Raw genomic sequence first — 18789 nt, 5'->3', positions numbered from 1 at the left:
AACATCATCAAATAAAACGCCAAAGAAGGGTAACTTTCTTTGGCGTTTTTTTATGATATCGATATGTTATGGCGATGTGTCGATAAAATGTGTTTTTATAAACATAATGGCGAAACATGTTTATGGTATCGACATATTATAGCTATATGTCGATATAAATGAGTTTTATAAACATATGAGTTGGTCTCCTAAAACACCCTATAACGATCTATCACTGTTACCAGCAGATCTGGAACTCATTGAAACACGTGAAATATTAAAAGCGGGCATCAATGCGCGCTCAGCAATTGCTGAATTAAAAACAGCAGGAGAGTTAATTCCTGATCAGGAGTTATTGATAAATATCCTTCCAATATTGGAAGCAAAAGACTCTTCACGTATTGAAAACATTGTAACAACCAGTGATCAGCTTTTTCAGTATATTGATCATCAAGTCGGTGCTGATCCTGTAACTAAAGAAGCACTTCGTTATCGTACTGCTCTTTATGATGGTTATACTCATCTTGAAACTTATCCACTTTGTACCAACACAGCGATAGCAATTTGCACCAAATTACGCGCAATACAAACTGATATAAGAAAAACCCCTGGTACCGTATTACGTGATCAGGATAATCATGTGGTGTATACGCCACCAGAGGGTGAAGAGTCTATTCGTAATTTGCTGTCAAATTGGGAGCGTTTTATACACAATGAAGATGATTTAGACCCATTAGTAAAAATGGCTATTGCACATTATCAGTTTGAATGCATTCATCCATTCCCTGATGGGAACGGTAGAACAGGGCGAATACTTAGTATTTTGTATTTAATTCAAAGCGGATTACTTACATTACCTATTCTTTATTTATCACGCTTTATCTTGGAAAAGCGTGATGATTACTACATGCTTTTACGTAAAGTAACCGAAGAAGGTGATTGGGGATCTTGGATACTATTTATGTTAAAGGCTGTTGAAAGTACATCTCAATGGACAACAAGTAAAATATTATCTATACGTCAACTTATGGAAGAAACAACTGATTATGTGTGTGAGAATCTTCCTAAAATATATACTTACGAGCTAATCCAAATTCTTTTTATGCAGCCATATTGCCGGATTGATAATCTTGTTCAACATGGTGTAGCTAAGCGGCAAACAGCATCGATATATCTTAAACAGCTAGTTGAAATTGGTGTGTTGGAAGAAATGAGTGTTGGTCGTGAAAAGTTGTATCTCAATACCAAATTATTACAAGAGTTGAATCAATAATGTTTTTTATTGCCTCGATAACTTAGAGGCAATAAAGGAATAATTGATTTTATAATATATGCTTTAACTACTTTCACCTTGAATAAACTTCACTGGAATAACAGAGACTTTATCTGTTATTTCTTTATTCTCAATTAATGCACTAATCACTTCTACGCTTTTTTCAGCCAGTTGTTCAAAGGGCTGTTCAATACAAGTTAATTGTCGCAGTGTCTGATTTAGCCAAGGACTTCCATCGTAAGCAACGATTTTTAATTGTTCTGGAATGGTTATATTTCGTCTGGTTGCTTCATTAAATAATGCCATCGCAGGAATATCAGCAGCGAAAATAGCATCAATATTGGGATGCTGCGTCAGTATTCTTGTTGCAAAAGTATGGAAGTAATCTTTCTCTTCTTCTTTCCAATTTACTTTGCAGGGAATAGGTATAATACCTGATTGAAGAAGTGTTTCTTTAAAAGCTAAACAGCTTTGATAAGAAGGTGTTGAAGATAAATAGCTGGAATTATCTTCGATGTAGAGGATTTTTTTGCAACTTTTTTGAATAAGGTGTTCTGCTGCTAATCGGCCACCAGTATAGTGATCAGAACAAACCAACGGAATATCACGAAGATGGCGGTCAAGTGTGACTACTGGTTTTTGAATATGCTGATATTCATTGTCATCCAATAGTAGATATTCTGCAATAATACCGTCAATCTGGCCTCGTTTGAGCATATCAAAAAATATACGTTCGCGTACTTTGCTATTTTGTGTAGCACATAACATCATGCTATAACCCTTTTCGGCGAGTTTATTTTCGATAAAACGAGTCACTGTCGCAAAATAAGGGTACTCAAGGCTATTAATAATGACGCCAACAACTGCACTCTTTTGTTGATATAAATTTCTTAGCCAAGTATCTGGAATATAATCTAATTCCTCTACTGCTTTCTTTATTTTTTCTCGTGCAGCTTGAGACACATAACCACTGTTATTTAGTGCTCTTGATACAGTGCTTGCGGCGACATTAGCTTTTTTTGCGACATCACGGATCCCGGCCATTGAATATGCTGTTGCTCCTTTCAATTAGTTGATTGTCTAATATATCTTAATCTGATTAAGACAAACCCCTCTTTAATGAGGTAATTGTGTTTTTTTAGTATGAGCTATTTCACATTTTAGTATGTTAATTACCTTATCCGCTATTTTAGTGCCTATAGTATCTTATATTAAATATGGAACAGTTCCATATATATTAATTACCTTAGTGAGGTGAATATGTCTAATAATTGGTGGAAAGAAGCTGTGGTCTATCAAATTTATCCCAAAAGCTATTACGATAGTAATGGTGATGGTATTGGGGATTTAGCAGGGATCACTGAAAAGTTAGATTATATTAAATCACTAGGCACAAATGTTATTTGGCTATGCCCTATTTTTAAATCGCCTATGAAAGACAACGGTTATGATATTGCTGATTATTCCGTTGTTGATCCTATTTTTGGTGATAACAAGGCATTGGATAAATTGATCAGTGAGGCTAAAAAACGTGATATTAAAATTCTATTAGATTTAGTATTAAATCACTCTTCAGATGAACATCCTTGGTTTAAATCGGCAATCGAAGATCCTAATAGCCCTTATGCGGATTATTATATTTTTAAACAATGGAATAAACCGACTCCGCCTAATAATTTACGTACTTATTTTGACTGCTCTGTTTGGAGCCGAGTAGGAAATACTGACCGATGGTATTTTAATTCGTTTGGTCCAGAGCAACCGGACTTAAATTGGGAAAATCCACAATTGCGTAAAGATATTATCGATATGATAAATGCCTGGATAAAAAAAGGTGTTGCTGGATTTCGTATTGATGCAATTGGTAATTTAAAAAAATCCCCTGAAGCCTTATCTGAATATCAATTTGAACCTGATAAAGATGATGGTTCCGCTTCTTTAGTGCCTTGGGTTTTGAATCAACCAGGAATTGATAAGTTTTTAACTGAATTAGTTGAGAATACTTTTAAGCCTGCGAACAGTATGACAGTTGCAGAAATTGATGTGCCAGAAAAAGATTTACGTGCTTATGTCGGCGAGAATGGTTATTTCTCTATGGTATTTGATTTTAGCATTGCCGATTTGGATATTCGCAATGAAAAGCCATTTACAATTAACCCAATTACCGGTGAAAGATTAAAACCTGTATTTATCAAAAGCCAATTAGATACTCAAAGAGTAGGGTGGGGAGCGCCTTATTTAGAAAATCACGATCAACCTCGTTCATTAAATAAATTTCTCCCTAAAGGTGCTATTAACCCCATTAGTGCCAAAATGTTAGCAACATTTTTATTAACGCAACGGGGCACGCCTTTTATTTATCAAGGGCAAGAGATTGGCATGACAAATTGCTCGATGACATTGGAAGAACATGACGATTTACATGTATTTAAATTACATGAATGGGGCAAGAAATTAGGTTATAGCGATGAGCAAATTATTGAATATTTTAATGAACGCAGTCGTGATAATTCAAGAACGCCTTTCCAATGGAATAGTGAGATCAATGGGGGCTTTAGTACAGGCAAACCATGGTTAAAAGTTAATCCTAACTATACGCAGATTAATGCAGAGCAAGAGACTAAAGATAAGCACTCTCTTTTCGCTTATTACCAACAATTAATTGCATTAAGACGACATTCAAAGATCAGCGATATTTTGATTTATGGAAAGTTTTTACCATTAAATTCACCAGAAAATGTGATTGCTTTTAAGCGTACTTATGAAGGCAACTCCGTCAATATTTACTGTAATTTTAATGGTGAGAAAAAGTCATTAACACTTAAAGTAAAACAGGCATATCTGCATAACAGCCCAATAGTTGAAGATGAAAAAGGAAATCTTATTCTTCAACCTTATCAGGCTATTATTTTTGCTTAATTTTCTTTATCTAATTGAAAAAAAGCGCCTTTATAGGGCGCTTTATTATTTGTGATTTTTATTTTGTGCTCTTTAGCCAATCTGCAATAAATTCTGCGATAGCCTCAGGTGCGTTGATATCTAGTAATGGAAAATCTACGCTTAAATTACAATCACTGGCAACAGCAATAACGTGCTCATCGAGTAAATCATTAAAGTTACGTTCATTGATATGGCGATAAAGAGCAATTTTAGGAATAGTTTCGCCTTTAAAACCTTCAACCAAAATTAAATCTAGCTTACTTTCATCAAAGCGAGAAGCGAGGTAATATAAATCTAATTCTGGCAAATCAGGGGTTTCTGTCATCAATGCCCAGCGTTGTTGGCTTGCAACTAATGTTTGGTCAGCACCTGCTTTTCTGAGTTCATAGCTGTCTTTTCCAGGCTTATCCACATCCATATCATGATGAGTGTGTTTTATCATCCCCACACGTATCCCTCTTTTACGTAATTGTGGGATCAGCTGTTTTAGTAACGTTGTTTTACCAGTTCCACTCCATGCAGTGATCCCTAAAAGAGGTAAATCGAGCTGTGCCATATTTTTCATTCCTATCTTTTTAATTGGTTGGCTTTTGCAATATCGTCAGGGGTGTTTAAGTTGATAAAAGCACTGGCTTGATCTGCAAATAAAACGGGGTGTGCATTTATCTGTTTCATAAACAGCATTAATTTTCGATCACCTTGTGCTAAATAGGCTTCTAGCATAGGAATAATGCTACGATTTAATAGTGCTAGTGTAGGGTGCTCTCTTTCACCATCATCAACATAAACAGCCAAAGACTCTCCTTTTTGTTCATAGAGAGTCTCAACCAAATTGAGTGGAAAATAAGGCACATCACAAGGCACAAAGGCAACCCATGGTGTGGATGCTTGTTTTAATAGTGTTAGCATACCGGCCAAAGGGCCGGAAAACCCTTCTATTTCATCAGTAATAACAGGATATTGGCTTTGGCGATATTGTTCTAGATTTCGATTAGCACTAATCAATATGCTATCAACTTGAGGTGCTAGTTTTTGGGCAATATGGAGGTATAAAGGTTGTCCATGTAGAATTTGTAGCCCTTTATCCGCGCCACCCATTCGAGTTGCTTGGCCTCCAGCGAGTATACCACCTGTAATATTCTTCTTTTTCATATTCAATATTTGTGAATAAATTGGCTAAAATTTACGAACGATTTTTATCAAGCAAAGACGATATACTAATAAAAAGTCTCGGCTTAGTGAGATTTCATGTAAAGCAACAGCAATTTTTATCAAAAAAGCGTAATCTTTACGCATATTGACAGAGGTTTCCTTTTTCTATCAGATAATAATTGGTACTTTGTTGTTGTCATTAATAATAAGGATTTTTTGTATGAAATGTCACCGTCTTAATGAAGTTATGGAATTACTGCATCCAGTTTGGGAAGAGAATTCTGATTTAAACTTAATTCAATTATTGCAGAAACTGGCTAATGAAGCGGGTTTTAAAGGTCAATTATCTGATCTGACTGATGATATTTTGATTTACCATCTGAAAATGCGAGGTTCAGCGCCGACAGATGTTATACCTGGGCTAAAAAAAGATTACGAAGAAGATTTTAAAACCGCTATTTTACGCGCCCGCGGTGTAATTAAAGATTAAGTTCAGGATAGAAAATGGAAATATCTGCCTCATTTAATTTTCAGGGACTTTCACCTGATAACATTTGGGATGCACTAGTTAAAATTGGTTTTTATCCTGAATCAGGGTTAACTGAATTAAATAGTTATGAAAATCGTGTTTTTCAATTTATGGATGAACATAGACAACGTTATGTGGTGAAATTTTATCGCCCTCAGCGTTGGTCATATGAGCAAATAAAAGAAGAACATGAATTTGTTTTAGCATTAAAGGAAGCTCAAGTATCAGTTGCAGCCCCTTTAATCATACATAATGAGACAGTCCATCTTTCTGATGACGGGTTTTATTTTGCATTATTTCCTAGTATTGGTGGAAGGGCATATGAAACGGATAACTTATTTCAACTAGAAGAAGTAGGACGCACATTAGGGCGCATTCATCAAATAGGTAGAAAAAAGAGTTATCAGTATCGCCCAACCCTTTCTATTGCAGAATATCTGATGGCACCAAAATTAGAATTTGAAAATAGTGCATTAATTCCTAATAGCCTCAGGCCTCAGTTTATTGAGGTGATTGATAAACTTATTCATGAAGTGAGTCCTCGAATAGAAGACTCCACATGGCAAATATTACGACTACATGGGGATTGCCATCCCGGTAATATATTGTGGCGTGATGAAGTTGTAATGGTTGATTTTGATGACTCTCGAATGGGAGCCGCAATACAAGACTTCTGGATGTTATTAAATGGTTCAAAGCAAGAGCAAATTATACAATTAGATACAATCCTTGAGTCTTATTATGAATACCAAGATTTTGATTTACGAGAATTGTCATTAATTGAACCACTAAGAGCGATGAGAATGGTGCATTATCTCGCATGGGTATTAAAGCGCTGGAATGATCCGGCCTTTCCAAGAGCTTTTATTTGGTTTCAAGAACAAGATTTTTGGTTTAAACAATTAGCCTTATTCAAGGGACAAGTGGAGCAGTTAAATGAGCCTCCTTTACAACTTAGCCCAATGTATTAATTCTTAGGAGACGATGAAACATGAAAAAGATTTGGTTGGCGTTAGCAAGTATGGTGTTAGCATTCAGTGTGTCTGCTGCAGATATTTCTGAAGGAAAACAATATACTAATCTTTCCAAAACTGTCAATGCAGCGCCGGATGTTGTTGAGTTTTTCTCTTTTTATTGCCCACATTGTTACCAATTTTCTGAAGTCTATAAAGTCAATAGCACTGTTGAAAAGAACGCACCAGAAAATACCAACATTGTTCGTTATCATGTTGATTTTTTAGGGCCTTTAGGTAAAGATTTGACCCGTTCTTGGGCTGTAGCAATGGCATTAGGTGTTGAAGATCAAGTTTCTCCTGCTTTATTTAAAGGTATCCAAGAAACTCAATCTATTCGTTCTGTTGATGATATCCGCAATACTTTTATTAATGCAGGCGTTAAAGGTGAAGACTACGATGCGGCAATGAATAGCTTCGTCGTCAATTCCTTAGTGAGCCAACAACAAAATGCTGTTGCTGATTTCCAAATTAATGGTGTGCCAGCCATGATCGTCGGTGGTAAATACAAGATGAAAAATGATGGCATTAGCGCTAAATCACCAGAAGAATATGCGAAAACATATTCTGATATTGTGAATCAGTTATTGTTAAAAAAATAATATAGGCTTAATTCTTTCTTATATGGATTAAGTAAAAATATATAGTTTTTATATGAAAAATAGCACTCAGTAAATAAGAGTGCTATTTTTTTTGCTTTCATAAAATTGTCATAATATAACTATCCACATTAATGAAAAATGTTTTTATTAATTTATAATATCTTAATGAATTCGCTAAGTGATTGATTTTTTAATTGTGTTAATAAAGTGAAAAGAAAGGTAACTTATTAATATAGAGAGAATTAAAAAACTACTCACAGAGTTATCCACAGGTTATTGTGAGGTTCGTTGGATAGTTGAAATCTTAATGGGAAAAAAGTGACACTAATATGAACGTTAATATTAATGATGAATCAATGATACTATCCTAAATCGTTTTTAAACAAAGTTATAAATGTGATTTTTAGCCTTTATTTTTAATTAAGAATAGATTAACAGAAAAGGTTTTTGCTTAAAGTTTGTTTTAATTAATATTAAGTTATCACTATCACTTATTCTTTTCGGTTAAGTTCTGCTAACAATAAATAATTGACTCTTTACGCCGAATTTCCACATTAAAGAACAGGTAATATTCGTCTATTGGGCTGTGATGTGGCATTCTAGTCATATCAACGAACCTCAGAACAATGATGAACAGATTATGGTCCAGATAGCAGAAAACCCCTTTATCCTTGTAGATGGCTCCTCATATCTTTATCGTGCCTATCATGCTTTTCCACCGCTAACTAATAGCCAAGGTGAACCAACTGGTGCGATGTATGGTGTGTTGAACATGTTACGTAGTTTGATAATACAGTATAAGCCAAGCCATGTTGCGGTTGTGTTTGACGCTAAAGGTAAAACATTCCGTGATGAATTGTATGAGGAATATAAATCTAACCGTCCTCCAATGCCGGATGATTTACGTGAGCAAATAGCACCTTTACATGAAATGGTACAGGCAATGGGTTTACCCTTGCTATCTATTTCAGGTGTGGAAGCAGATGATGTCATTGGAACACTGGCACTAAAAGCAGCTGCTGACGGGCGTGATGTCCTAATAAGTACAGGTGATAAAGATATGGCGCAGTTAGTGACGCCAAAGATCACGCTTATTAACACTATGACTAACGTTATTTTAGGCCCTGATGAAGTCAAAGAAAAATATGGCGTTCCTCCTGAACTGATTATTGATTTCCTCGCATTAATGGGAGATTCATCAGATAACATTCCAGGTGTTCCTGGTGTCGGTGAGAAAACAGCATTAGGGCTTTTACAAGGAATTGGGAGTTTAGACGATATTTATCAACAGCTTGATAATATTGCAACGTTAAGTTTCCGTGGTGCTAAAACACTTGGCGCTAAAATGGCAGAGCATGAGAAAGTGGCAAAACTTTCTTATAAACTGGCAACGATTAAAACGGATGTCGAACTCGATAAAACGTTTGATGATTTAGTGGTTAATGAGCCAAATTTAGATCAATTATTAGAGATGTTCACGCGTTATGAATTTAAACGCTGGATAAGTGATCTTCAAAATGGTGGTTGGTTAGCACAGCGTAGCACTCAAAAAGTTGCGGTGCCTTATACCTCTGAAGTCGCAAAACCCAAAGAAGCATCTATATCGGCTAATTTCCCTGTGATCACACAAGAAAATTATGAGGCGATATTAACGCATGAAAGCTTAGCACACTGGGTTGAGCTTCTTAAAAAAGCCCCCGCATTTGCATTCGATACAGAAACTGACAGCTTAAATAATATTGATGCACGTTTAATTGGCATGTCGTTTGCGATTGAACCAGGCAAAGCAGCTTATATTCCGTTACGTCATGAGTATTTAGATGCGCCAGACCAACTTCCTGTGGATGATGTTTTGGCGGCATTAAAGCCTATTTTAGAAGATAAAAATATCTTAAAGATTGGGCAAAACTTGAAATTTGACCGTGGCATTATGGAAAATGAAGGTATCGAATTAAATGGTATCCATTTTGATACGATGTTGGAATCTTATGTATTAAATAGTGTCAGTAATCGACATGATATGGATACGTTGGCCGAAAAACATTTAAACCATAAAACTACCACGTTTGAAGAAATTGCGGGTAAAGGTAAAGGGCAACTGACTTTCAATCAAATTGAAGTTGAACAAGCAACGCTATATGCAGCTGAAGATGCCGATATCACTTTATTACTTCATCAAGCTCTGTATCCTCAAATAGAAGCTATTGAACCAATTAAACATGTTTACCGCGATATTGAAATGCCATTAGTCCCTGTGCTTTCTAGAATGGAACGCAAAGGAGTATTAATTGATGCTCAAGTTTTAGCAGTTCAATCTCAAGAAATTACACAACGTTTAGTTGAAATTGAAAAAGAGACGTTTGCGTTAGCTGGGCAAGAATTTAATCTCTCTTCACCTAAACAGTTACAAGAAATATTATTTGATAAACTGCAATTACCTGTTATCAAGAAAACCCCGAAAGGAGCGCCATCGACTAATGAAGAAGTATTAGAAGAGTTAGCGCATAGTCATGAATTACCACGTTTAATTTTAGAACATCGCGGACTTGCGAAACTAAAATCTACCTATACTGATAAATTGCCATTAATGGTGAATAGTAAGACAAAGCGTGTACATACTTCTTATCATCAAGCAGTGACCGCAACAGGTCGTTTGTCATCACGGGAGCCTAATCTTCAAAATATTCCAGTGAGAAATGAAGAAGGACGCCGTATTCGCCAAGCCTTTATTGCGCGTGAAGGATTTAAAATTGTTGCAGCCGACTATTCACAGATTGAATTGCGGATTATGGCGCATTTATCGCAAGATAAAGGTTTGTTAGATGCTTTTGCTCAAGGTAAAGATATTCACCGTGCAACCGCATCTGAAGTGTTTGGCATACCTTTAGAGGAAGTAACCTCAGAACAGCGTCGTAGTGCGAAAGCGATCAACTTTGGTCTTATTTATGGCATGAGTGCATTTGGCTTATCTCAACAAATTGGTGTTGAGAGAAAAGAAGCTCAACGCTATATGGATCTCTATTTTGAGCGTTATCCAGGCGTATTGGATTATATGGAGCGCACACGTAAACAAGCTTCTGAGCAAGGCTATGTTGAAACGTTAGATGGTCGTCGCCTCTATTTACCAGAAATTAATTCGAAGAATGCAATTCGTCGTAAAGCTTCAGAACGTGAGGCTATTAATGCACCAATGCAAGGTACAGCTGCTGATATCATCAAAAAAGCGATGATTGCAGTAGATCATTGGATTTGTAATGAATGTCCTGATTATGTGCATATGATCATGCAAGTACACGATGAATTAGTGTTTGAAGTGCGAGAGTCTTATTTAGAGAAAGCAAACACCATGATCCACAAGTTGATGGAAGGTAGTATGGAATTAGCTATCCCATTAAAAGTCGAAGTGGGTGTGGGTAATAACTGGGATGAAGCACATTAATTTTTAAATATTATTCTTCAATAGAAAGGGCACAGGATTGTGCCCTTTCTTGTTTAAGCGTTAGTGTCAGAAGTTAGCTCTGACTCTTCAAATTCAATAAAATCTTCGTGTAAACCTTGGATCAGCCTGTCTGTTGTTGTGCCTTTGTCATCAAGTTCCATCAAAGACCAACCTACGTTGTCATTAACATCATAAAGATAGCCTTCATCAAGCATATCAATTACCTTGCCAATAATTGATTTACCATAGGAATGGAATAATTCCTTAAGTTCTTGTTTATCAAGTTGGGAGGCTAGTTTTTGATATACATCGTTGGCTTTATCAGAGTAAATATCCATTTCATTGATATTTCCCTCAACATCACGATAGATATCGGTGAGTCCTTTTAACATAAGGAAGCGTGCAAACTGTGGAATGTTTTCTTGTAATTCACTATTTGCCCATGATTTGGGATTTGTTGCACCAGCTGCTTTGAGTTGTTCACATAAATCCATAAATCGACTATTTTCCATTTTTACCTCAATTGATGTGCTAATAAGCTTTATATTTATTGTATAAGTGATGGTGAGAAAACAGCGATAATTTATCTGTATTAGGTAGAAAAAAGAAAAGCTCGGTTAATTACCGAGCTTTTTTATGTCAAAACTTATCAAAATGTGAAAAAGAGATAAGTGAATAATTAAGCAACTTGTGAATCGATCAGTTTGCTTAATTTCTTCTGTTTTTTCTCAATACGTTGACGTTTTAACGGAGACAAATGGTCAATAAAGAGTTTGCCATCAAGATGGTCTAACTCATGTTGAATACAGCCTGCAAATAAATCAGAGGCTTCAAGTTCAATTTCATCACCATTTCTATCTAATGCTTTCACCTTTAAGAAGCGGTAACGCTCTGTTGGGGCAAAAGAATCAGGAATAGATAGACACCCATCCATCATATCCATCACTTCATCTTCAGTGCTGATAATTTCAGGATTGATTAGGGCAATCGGTTGATCTCGGTTTTCAGAAACATCAATAACAACAATGCGTTTAGATACATTAACCTGAGGTGCCGCTAAGCCAATACCTCGTTCTGCGTACATGGTTTCAATCATGTCGTCGATTAATGTGCGTATTTCGTTATCTACTTTTTCCACTGGTGCTGCAACTCTGCGCAGACGCTCATCAGGAAAACGCAGCAGCGTTAATACAGCCATGGATACCTCATTTTATCGCTAATTACATATTTACTACGGTCTCGCGGTAAGCGTATCACAAAATCATTAAGGATAAACCGCACCTTTTGTGTGATTTGTTCTATTTTTAATCATATTCATGTAAGTGATTAAAGTCTCATAATTATGTAATTAAACTACATTTATTTATGGTTTGAATACATAAACACATAGCTGAATCGTGTCTGCATGTGAAAAAAAATTACAAAAGGGCTTTTATTAACCAATAAAATAGAGTACATTATCTCTCGTAGGGTACAGAGGTAAGATGTTCTATCTTTCAGACCTTTTACTTCACGTAATCGGATTTAGCTGAATATTAGCTGCCCCAGTCGACTTTATTTCGACTGGGGCATTTTTTTGTCTAAAATTTGCTGAAGTGGTTTGTGCTAGAAGTGAAAGGGGAAAGGTGATTTTCCCCTAATCAATAAAAGATCAGTCAGTTTTGGGTGAGAAAAGAAGAGATTAAACGTTATTGTCGTTTACAGGCGCTTCTTCTTTGCCTGAATACCATTCATTAAGTGTGTTACGTAGCTTATCAATACCAATTTTTTTCAATGATGAAAAATATTCGATACGAATATCACCGACTTTACTTGCAAGTGCATCACGTACACTCATCAATTGTTGTTTACGGGCACCAGATGCCAGCTTATCGGCTTTAGTCAGTAAGACGAGCGTAGGGAGTTCAGACTCAACAGCCCAGTCAATCATTTGCATATCGAGGTCTTTTAATGGATGACGAATATCCATTAAAATAACTACGCCTTTTAAACACTCTCTTTTTTGTAAGTACTCACCTAAAGAACGTTGCCATTTGCGCTTCATTTCTTCAGGAACTTGAGCATAACCGTAGCCAGGTAAATCCACTAAGCGTAAACCCTCTTCAATTTGAAAGAGGTTGATTAATTGAGTACGGCCTGGGGTTTTACTGGTTCTTGCTAACCCATTTTGTTGGGTTAAGGCATTTAAAGCACTGGATTTACCGGCATTAGAGCGACCCGCAAAGGCAATTTCAATCCCTGTATCTGGTGGTAAATGGCGGATATCAGGCGCACTGATGATGAAATGTGCTTTTTGGTAATTAAATTGGGCCATTATGGTATAAACCTCTCTGAAATAATGCGGCTTCTCATGCATACTCATTTCAATTCCGCATGAGAAAGAATATCTAAAATATCTATTTGCTCTATTTTGGCGCAATTTAATGACTTATAACAGAGCTTAAAAATTAAAATTTACTCTGTTATGACGTAATTAGACTTATTGAGCGTAAATAAAGGTAAATGATTGGCACTATTTACCTCAGCGAATTAGAATCGCTGCATATTAAGTAAGTTGTAGACTATTAAAGTAAAGGATCCCTGCATGTTAAAACGTTTTCTTGTCACCTTCGTTACCGCTTGCACTTTAACAACAGCGACTTTTGCAATGGCAACGGGAGAAACCTTCGTTAAATTAGTCACCTCTGAAGGCAATATTGAAATATCACTGGATAATAAAAAAGCCCCAATAACAACGAAAAATTTTATTCAGTATGTCGAAGATGGATACTATAACGGCACAACTTTTCATCGTGTTATCCCCGGTTTTATGGTTCAAGGTGGTGGTTTCACTGCTGATTTGCAACAAAAGCAGACCAGAGCGCCAATTAAAAATGAAGCAGATAATGGGTTACGTAATGTAAAAGGCTCTATCGCTATGGCACGTACGTCGGATAAAGACAGTGCAACCAGTCAATTCTTTATTAATGTGGCTGATAATGCCTTTTTAGATCATGGTCAACGTGATTTTGGTTATGCCGTATTTGGTAAAGTGGTAAAGGGTATGGATGTGGTTGATAAAATTTCACAAGCTCAAACCCGCAATATTGGTCCTTACCAAAATGTGCCAGTAAAAACGGTTACTATTTTATCTGCTGAAGTCGTAAAAGAATAAACGCATTATTAGGGTAGGGTATTTACGTATTCTGATAAGATAAAATACATATAAACCGGAGTGAAAGTATTCATTCCGGGGTTTTTTAGTACGAAAAAAATATTTTATATCGTCTATTTTTTCGTGTGATCTCCCGCAGTAAGTATTCATTACACTATTAATCACTGTATTCATCATCAATTACCGTCATTATTGTTATTGCGCAATAAATCAGCAGATTTTCTTGCTTACTATTCATATTTTATACCTGTGCTATGATAATCGGCTTTGTTGTACCCAAGTCGGTTAAACAACGAGCTATTTTGGCAAATATACACTCGCTTTAAAATAGTAATAAAATAGATAATGATAAGAAAATCAGTCGGATAGGCTAATATGCTGTTACTTATTGATAATTACGACTCGTTTACCTACAACCTCTATCAGTATTTCTGTGAATTGGGTGCTGAGGTTGTTGTTAAGCGTAACGATGAGATTGGACTTAAAGAGATAGAAAAGATGATGCCAGCACATCTTGTTATCTCGCCAGGACCTTGTACTCCTGATGAAGCCGGGATCTCTCTTGAGGCTATACAGCGGTTTGCAGGTGAAATTCCTATTCTTGGCGTTTGTCTTGGACATCAAGCAATAGGGCAAGCTTTTGGTGCATCTGTTATTAGAGCACGAGAAGTTATGCATGGTAAAAATTCATTGATACATCATAACCAACAAGGTGTTTTTAAAGGACTTAATCGTCCTTTAAGTGTAACGCGCTATCACTCTTTAGTGATAGATGCTACGACGTTACCTGTGCCTTTTGAAGTAACGGCATGGAGCCAACATGATGGAAATGTTGATGAAATTATGGGAATTCGCCATCGTACACTTCCAATTGAAGGGGTTCAATTTCACCCAGAAAGTATTTTAAGTGAACAAGGGCATGAGTTATTAAATAATTTTCTTAAATATTAATAAGATAGTATTTAAATAGCGAAATAACGCCTTTTTATACAAAACCACATTTGATTTTTTATTCATATTTAGTGATTATATTTTCACATTGAAGATGAATAACGATCAGGTGGGGTAATGACAAAGCAAAGCATCAACCGGGCAACTTACGATCAAGTAATGTTGCCAATTTATTCACCCGCAGAATTTATTCCTGTTAAAGGGGTGGGAAGTCGAGTTTGGGATCAGCAAGGAAAATCTTATATTGATTTTGCTGGTGGTATTGCTGTATTGGCATTAGGACATGCTCATCCTGCACTGAATCAAGCCTTGAAAGAACAAAGTGAGCAACTCTGGCATGTGAGTAATATTTTTACAAATGAGCCTGCACTGCGTTTAGCACAAAAATTAATTGATAATACATTTGCAGAGCGTGTCTTTTTTGCTAATTCAGGCGCTGAAGCGAATGAAGCTGCATTTAAATTAGCTCGCCATTATGCGATCACTCGTCATAGTCCTTATAAAACCAAAATTATTGCTTTTCACCATGCCTTCCATGGTCGAACTCTGTTCACTGTATCTGTAGGAGGACAGCCTAAATATGCAGATGGGTTTGGCCCAAAACCTGCCGATATCGTACACGTTCCTTTTAATGATTTAGATGCCGTGAAAGCGGTTATTGATGATCATACATGTGCCGTTGTACTAGAACCAGTACAAGGTGAAGGCGGTGTAACAGCTGCTACTCCTGAATTTATGAGGGGGCTACGTGAGTTGTGCGATAAACATCAAGCATTACTTGTTCTTGATGAGGTACAAACGGGTATGGGGCGTACAGGTAAGCTTTTTGCTTATATGAATTACGATGTAACTCCCGATATTATTACTACGGCAAAGGCGCTAGGAAGTGGTTTTCCACTCAGTGCGATGTTAACGACACAAGAGATAGCGTCGGTAATGGGAGTAGGAACTCATGGTACAACTTATGGTGGTAATCCATTAGCGTGTGCAGTGGGTAATGTTGCATTTGATTTAATCAATACACCAGAGGTACTTGAGGGTGTAGAAAAGCGCTATCAGTGGATTGTAGACGAGCTCATGGCAATAAACCAAACCTACAACGTCTTTTCGCAAATCCGTGGACAAGGATTATTGATTGGTGCGCAACTTGCACCACAATATGAAGGCAAAGCGAAAATACTATTAGGGTTAGCTGCAAAACATGGATTAATGATGTTAAATGCAGGGGCTGATGTTATGCGTTTTACGCCATCATTAATTATTACCCAAGAAGAATTACAAGAAGGAATGGCGGCATTAAAAGCAGCTATTGCGGAGTTTGTAAAAGAGTAGTCCTTATTATAAACCCCATCACAAGAATGGGGTTTATACAGATTTTTTATCAATAGCCCTTTGTATCGGGCTATTGTTTGTTCGGGCAGGGAAACTTAGCGAGTCCCATAAACGACGATTGTTTTACCGTGTGCAGAGATCAGATTTTGATCTTCTAGCATTTTAAGAATACGGCCTACAGTTTCGCGTGAACAACCAACAATTTGACCGATTTCCTGACGTGTAATTTTAATTTGCATGCCATCAGGATGCGTCATAGCATCGGGTTGTTTTGCTAAGTTTAGTAAGGTTTGTGCAATACGACCTGTTACATCAAGGAAAGCAAGGTTACCTACTTTTTCTGATGTGGTTTGTAATCTGTTCGCCATTTGAGCTGACAGGCGCATCAGAATATCAGGGTTGACCTGAATTAATTGGCGGAATTTTTTATAGGAAATTTCTGCTACTTCACAGGCTGTTTTTGCTCTAACCCATGCACTACGTTCTTGATCTTCTTCAAATAATCCAAGTTCACCGATGAAATCCCCCTGATTCAGGTAGGAGAGGATCATTTCTTTCCCTTCTTCATCTTTAATAAGAACAGCCACGGAACCTTTAACAATATAATAAAGTGTTTCCGCTTTCTCACCTTGGTGGATCAGCGTGCTCTTGGATGGATATTTGTGAATATGGCAGTGTGACAAAAACCATTCAAGAGTCGGGTCTGTTTGCGGCTTGCCGAGAACCATTCGCGTTATCCTCTGTACGTTAAATGCAGCCTTTCAAAACGGATAGACTCCCTTTTGAGACAGCGTGCTTAAAAATCCTATCTTGACCTATTAACTTCCTGAGAACACGGTAAGTTAATATGGAGTAGATTATAATAAATGAGAAAATAATGCATTGATCTTAACCACTATCATCAAGCAGATATTGTTTTTAACACAATTAGTGCATTAAGTCTCGTTTTACGCAGTCAGCATAATAAACCTATTTGCTAATTGCTAGTTGAATTATGAGAATGTACTCTTTTAGTTTCTGTCATGTTTAGGGGGAAAATAAATGGAAGCACGAGTTAAGTGGGTTGAAGATTTATCTTTTGTTGGTGAGTCTTCATCAGGTCATCAAATAATGATGGATGGGAACTCTGGCGATAAAGCACCAAGCCCAATGGAAATGGTCTTAATTGCTGCGGGTGGATGCAGTGCGATTGATGTCGTTAGTATTTTACGCAAAGGGCGACATCAAGTCACTGATTGTGAAGTGAAATTAACATCAGAGCGTCGTGAAGAAGCTCCACGTTTATTTACTGATATCAATTTACATTTTATTGTTTCAGGTAAAGAACTCACAGATAAAATTGTTGAACGAGCAGTTCAATTATCTGCAGAAAAATATTGTTCCGTCTCTTTAATGTTAGGAAAAGCAGCTAATATTACACATTCATTCGAAATAAAAGACGCTGAATAAATTTGATATTTTAAAATAAAGTTTAATTTGGAAATAATATCCCTTAATAAAGGGGATATTATTTTTATGAAAATAGATTTTATTTTTGTTAACTGATCTTTTCGCCATTTAATAATTTTTTGACTAATGGCGCCATAATTAACTCCATCGCTAATCCTAATTTTCCACCAGGCACCACAATTGTATTTATTGTTGACATAAATGAGCCATGCAACATTGCCAGTAAATAAGGAAAATCAATATCCGTTAAGCCTCTAAAGCGAATAACAATAAAACTTTCATCAAGAGTTGGGATAGCTTTAGCTGAGAATGGGTTTGATGTATCGACAGTAGGAACTCGTTGAAAGTTGATGTGAGTACGCGAAAATTGCGGAATGATATAGTTAATATAATCATCCATAGAACGCACCACTGAATCTCTTACGGCTTCTTGTGAGTGACCCCGTTCGGTTGTGTCTCGGATAAGTTTTTGTATCCACTCAAGGTTAACGATAGGAACTACACCCACTAGTAAATCAACATGCTGTGCCACATCATGTTCATCAGTGACAACACCTCCGTGTAATCCTTCATAAAAGAGTACATCGGTATTATTGGGTAATGATTCCCATGGTGTAAAAGTCCCTGGTAATTGGTTGTAGGGCGTTGCTTCATCATAAGAGTGCAAATATTTACGTGATTGGCCTTGTCCTGTTTCACTATAATGGCTGAATGTGGAACTCAGTAGGCTAAAATCATTTGCTTCAGGGCCAAAATAGCTAATATGTCGCCCTTGTTCTTTGGCTTTTCTTATCGCCATGTCCATTTCAGGGCGAGTATAGCGATGAAAACTATCCCCATCAATTAAAGCAGAATGTGCATTAAGTTGCTGGAATATCTTACGAAAAGCTTGGCTCGTGGTAGTCGTTCCTGCTCCACTTGAGCCAGTAATCGCGATGATAGGATGTTTGACTGACATAGGTTATCCTTTTGCAAA

The 18789-nt window shown here is 36.7% G+C and carries 18 protein-coding genes; 10 read left to right on the top strand and 8 right to left on the bottom strand.

Going from position 1 to position 18789, the window contains the following annotated elements:
- The first annotated feature begins 175 nt into the window (after nt 1–175).
- On the top strand, nt 176–1252 hold the full coding sequence (gene fic / locus DK866_RS11035) for a protein adenylyltransferase Fic (protein WP_109408938.1): 1077 nt from the start codon (nt 176–178) through the stop codon (nt 1250–1252).
- A gap of 63 nt (nt 1253–1315) precedes the next feature.
- On the opposite strand, the gene DK866_RS11030 is transcribed toward fic, so the two are convergent.
- A complete protein-coding gene (locus tag DK866_RS11030; RefSeq protein WP_109408937.1) occupies nt 1316–2296 on the bottom strand; it encodes a LacI family DNA-binding transcriptional regulator in 981 nt (326 codons plus the stop codon).
- A gap of 216 nt (nt 2297–2512) precedes the next feature.
- On the opposite strand from DK866_RS11030, the gene DK866_RS11025 reads away from it, so the two are divergent.
- On the top strand, nt 2513–4171 hold the full coding sequence (locus tag DK866_RS11025; protein WP_109408936.1) for an alpha-glucosidase: 1659 nt from the start codon (nt 2513–2515) through the stop codon (nt 4169–4171).
- 58 nt (nt 4172–4229) lie between these two features.
- Here DK866_RS11025 and mobB read toward each other — a convergent pair whose 3' ends face one another.
- Both mobB and mobA read right to left on the bottom strand, forming a co-directional pair.
- Nucleotides 4230–4748: a molybdopterin-guanine dinucleotide biosynthesis protein MobB gene (gene mobB, locus DK866_RS11020; RefSeq protein WP_109409038.1), complete on the bottom strand. Its 519-nt coding sequence runs from the start codon at nt 4746–4748 to the stop codon at nt 4230–4232.
- A gap of 11 nt (nt 4749–4759) precedes the next feature.
- Complete coding sequence (mobA, locus tag DK866_RS11015; protein WP_109408935.1) at nt 4760–5344, bottom strand: molybdenum cofactor guanylyltransferase MobA; 585 nt, start codon at nt 5342–5344, stop codon at nt 4760–4762.
- A gap of 220 nt (nt 5345–5564) precedes the next feature.
- Here mobA and DK866_RS11010 point away from each other — a divergent pair, with 220 nt between their 5' ends.
- The 4 genes from DK866_RS11010 (at nt 5565) to polA (ending at nt 10927) form a co-directional block, all read left to right on the top strand.
- On the top strand, nt 5565–5834 hold the full coding sequence (locus DK866_RS11010; protein ID WP_109408934.1) for a YihD family protein: 270 nt from the start codon (nt 5565–5567) through the stop codon (nt 5832–5834).
- A gap of 14 nt (nt 5835–5848) precedes the next feature.
- On the top strand, nt 5849–6844 hold the full coding sequence (locus tag DK866_RS11005; RefSeq protein ID WP_109408933.1) for a serine/threonine protein kinase: 996 nt from the start codon (nt 5849–5851) through the stop codon (nt 6842–6844).
- Between the two features lie 20 nt (nt 6845–6864).
- Complete coding sequence (dsbA, locus tag DK866_RS11000; protein WP_109408932.1) at nt 6865–7488, top strand: thiol:disulfide interchange protein DsbA; 624 nt, start codon at nt 6865–6867, stop codon at nt 7486–7488.
- Between the two features lie 640 nt (nt 7489–8128).
- Nucleotides 8129–10927: a DNA polymerase I gene (gene polA, locus DK866_RS10995; RefSeq protein ID WP_109409037.1), complete on the top strand. Its 2799-nt coding sequence runs from the start codon at nt 8129–8131 to the stop codon at nt 10925–10927.
- Nucleotides 10928–10980: 53 nt separating this feature from the next.
- On the opposite strand, the gene DK866_RS10990 is transcribed toward polA, so the two are convergent.
- The 3 genes from DK866_RS10990 to yihA form a co-directional block, all read right to left on the bottom strand.
- Complete coding sequence (locus DK866_RS10990; protein WP_109408931.1) at nt 10981–11439, bottom strand: hypothetical protein; 459 nt, start codon at nt 11437–11439, stop codon at nt 10981–10983.
- 167 nt (nt 11440–11606) lie between these two features.
- Nucleotides 11607–12125 carry a peptide deformylase gene (gene def, locus DK866_RS10985; RefSeq protein WP_109408930.1) on the bottom strand — a complete coding sequence of 173 codons (519 nt, stop codon included), beginning with the start codon at nt 12123–12125 and terminating at the stop codon, nt 11607–11609.
- Nucleotides 12126–12608: 483 nt separating this feature from the next.
- Entirely contained in the window at nt 12609–13241 is a 633-nt protein-coding gene (gene yihA, locus DK866_RS10980; protein WP_109408929.1) for a ribosome biogenesis GTP-binding protein YihA/YsxC, read from the bottom strand.
- A gap of 270 nt (nt 13242–13511) precedes the next feature.
- Here yihA and ppiA point away from each other — a divergent pair, with 270 nt between their 5' ends.
- From ppiA to argD, 3 genes are all read left to right on the top strand, one after another.
- Nucleotides 13512–14081 (top strand): peptidylprolyl isomerase A, encoded by a 570-nt coding sequence (ppiA, locus tag DK866_RS10975; protein ID WP_072068777.1) that lies wholly within the window; start codon nt 13512–13514, stop codon nt 14079–14081.
- Nucleotides 14082–14456: 375 nt separating this feature from the next.
- Nucleotides 14457–15032 carry an aminodeoxychorismate synthase component II gene (locus DK866_RS10970; protein WP_036933913.1) on the top strand — a complete coding sequence of 192 codons (576 nt, stop codon included), beginning with the start codon at nt 14457–14459 and terminating at the stop codon, nt 15030–15032.
- 117 nt (nt 15033–15149) lie between these two features.
- A complete protein-coding gene (argD, locus tag DK866_RS10965; RefSeq protein WP_109408928.1) occupies nt 15150–16364 on the top strand; it encodes a bifunctional acetylornithine/succinyldiaminopimelate transaminase in 1215 nt (404 codons plus the stop codon).
- 95 nt (nt 16365–16459) lie between these two features.
- Here argD and crp read toward each other — a convergent pair whose 3' ends face one another.
- Nucleotides 16460–17092 (bottom strand): cAMP-activated global transcriptional regulator CRP, encoded by a 633-nt coding sequence (gene crp, locus DK866_RS10960; protein ID WP_004246872.1) that lies wholly within the window; start codon nt 17090–17092, stop codon nt 16460–16462.
- 313 nt (nt 17093–17405) lie between these two features.
- On the opposite strand from crp, the gene DK866_RS10955 reads away from it, so the two are divergent.
- A complete protein-coding gene (locus DK866_RS10955) occupies nt 17406–17813 on the top strand; it encodes an OsmC family protein (RefSeq protein ID WP_036933917.1) in 408 nt (135 codons plus the stop codon).
- Between the two features lie 88 nt (nt 17814–17901).
- Here the strand turns inward: DK866_RS10955 and DK866_RS10950 are convergent, their stop codons facing one another.
- Nucleotides 17902–18771, bottom strand: coding sequence for a phosphoribulokinase (locus tag DK866_RS10950; protein ID WP_109408927.1), 870 nt, complete (start codon nt 18769–18771; stop codon nt 17902–17904).
- Nucleotides 18772–18789 lie beyond the last annotated feature (18 nt).

Origin of the sequence: Proteus genomosp. 4 str. ATCC 51469, from assembly GCF_003144375.1 — a bacterium.
Taxonomy (GTDB): Bacteria; Pseudomonadota; Gammaproteobacteria; order Enterobacterales; family Enterobacteriaceae; genus Proteus.
The sequence above is the reverse complement of the archived record's forward strand: the minus strand, read 5'-3'. Positions and strand labels throughout refer to the sequence as shown.